The sequence below is a fragment of the Aliterella sp. E5.1 genome (genome assembly GCF_057473825.1).
In genome coordinates this window covers 1-2,038 of sequence record NZ_JBYCCV010000265.1, presented here as the reverse complement: position 1 = coordinate 2,038, position 2,038 = coordinate 1, and the positions used below count along the sequence as shown (strand labels likewise).

At 45.0% G+C, this 2,038-nt stretch carries 1 protein-coding gene and 1 pseudogene; both read left to right on the top strand.

The window, feature by feature from the left end; genetic code table 11:
- A partial coding sequence (locus AC2VE5_RS26105; RefSeq protein WP_486890471.1) for a hypothetical protein occupies positions 1–1,254 on the top strand: 1,254 nt, incomplete at its 5' end.
- Positions 1,251–2,038, top strand: a pseudogene (locus AC2VE5_RS26100) (glycosyltransferase family 1 protein); the annotation flags it as partial. The gene AC2VE5_RS26105 and the pseudogene AC2VE5_RS26100, both read left to right, overlap by 4 nt.

Genomic DNA, 2,038 nt, shown 5'->3' with positions numbered 1-2,038 from the left:
ATGAGTGATTTAATTTACTTTTTAAAAGACTTTGTTTTGCTGGGAGCTTATCTTCGCTACTTTATTTTTCCTACCTCGCAGGAAAAATTTTTTGTTAAGCGTAATTTTATCTATATTTTAATTTTACTATTAGCAGGATGGATTTTATTTCAGGCTTTCAATCCTAGCTTAGGATCTCCTTTTGTCGGAATTCTAGGAATCAGAGGCTATCTTTTATATATTCCATTAATCTGGCTGATCCCAAACCTATTTCAGTCTGAGGCAGAACTTAAGAGGTTTTTGCGAAACTATCTTTTACTAACTATTCCAGTCTGTTTATTAGGAGTAGCTCAGTTCTTTAGTCCCCCCGGCAGTCCGATTAATGTGTATGTACCGGTCGAGGGAGTTGATCCTGAGACAGTCGTCACTTTTGGTCAAGAGGTTACGCGGGCAAGAGTGACAGGGACTTTTTCCTACATTGCCGGTCACTCCGCCTATTTAAGTTTTTGCTATAGCCTTTTGCTAGTTCTTCTAGCAAGGGAACAAACCCAGCGCTGGCGATGGATTTATGCGGTTGAAACGCTTTTAGTGATTGCCAATGCTTTTATGACCGGCTCTCGCTCAGTTATCCTGTTCATTATTTTGTTCTCAGGGATTTATTTCGGGCTTAAGAGTATCAAGCAGCCCGGAGAAATGTTGCGAACTGTGGGTCGAATTATCCTGCCATCAATGGCTATTGTCGTAGCGGCAATGATCTGGTTCCAACCTGCTATGGATGCATTTTGGGACCGAGCAACGACCAGTGAGGATGTTAATAATCGAATTTTAGACAGCTTTACGCAAGTCGGGACCTATAGCCAATTCAGCCAATATAAAGGCTTGGATGGCTACGGAGCAGGGGCAACGCACCAAGCAGCCCCGATTGTCCGTGGTCTCTTTAATCTTCCCCCCGGAGAATCACTACCTTCGAGTGAAGGGGAAACAGGCCGGGTTTTTTTAGAACTAGGTCCCATCGGCTTTTTACTTTGGTATGGCCTACGACTAACGCTGATTGCGGCTTTAGGTTCTTTGTTTTTGCAGCTAAAGCGGCCCTTGTTAAAGGATTTAGCCTTAGCTGCCTGCCTGACCCAGTTAATTTCAATCACGGCTCATCTCGTTTTTCACCATACTTTCTTACCTCAATTCTGGTTCTTGAGTAGTTTTATTTTCCTTCTACCCCGCTTGGAGCAGCAGCGGCAATTTGTGGCTAAGGTAACAAGGACACAAATCCCATGAGTCAACTCCGGATTTCTTTAGTTCATACCACCGGCAATCCAAATTCGCGCAATGCGGCCCAAAGTCTGGGGCAAGCAGCACTCCTGCATGAGGTGATTACTACTTTCGGCTATGGTCAGGATGGCCTTTTGAAGGCTTTCATGGGCTGCCTGCCAAAGACGATTCGCCAGCAGCTCGAAGTTGAACTATCTCGGCGAACTTGGATAGTTCCCCCAGGGGGGGTGATGAAAAACCACCCTGGGCGAGAAATTATCCGAGTTGTGCTGCAAAAGCTACCTTTTGCTCAGAGAATGGGACTGGACTACAAAACTTTAATCCTCTGGCTTTGCACGGCCCTTGATCGTCATGTTGCCGACCATCATCTTCAAGGGCTCGATGCAATCTACAGCTATGAGGACATTGCTGCAACCACTTTTCAAACAGCAAAACGACAAGGAATTTATTGTCTTTATGAGTTGCCGATTGTCTTCTACCGGACTAGTCAAGCAATACAAAAATTAGAAGCAGAACGTTTCCCGGAACTTGCTTCAGCCTTGCAAGCAGCTCAGGAACCCCTTTGGAAACTCAAGCGTAAAGATCAAGAAGTTCAACTTGCTGACCATATTTTTGTTGCCTCATCCTTTACGAAGCAGTCCTTGCAGGATGCGGGGGTGTCAACAGACAAAATCAGTGTTGTTCCCTACGGAGCTCCTACTGACTATTTTTATCCGCGTCCTAAACCGGATTCCGATTTTAGGGCTCTGTATGTTGGCCAAGTGTCCCCCCGCAAAGGTATTCAATATTT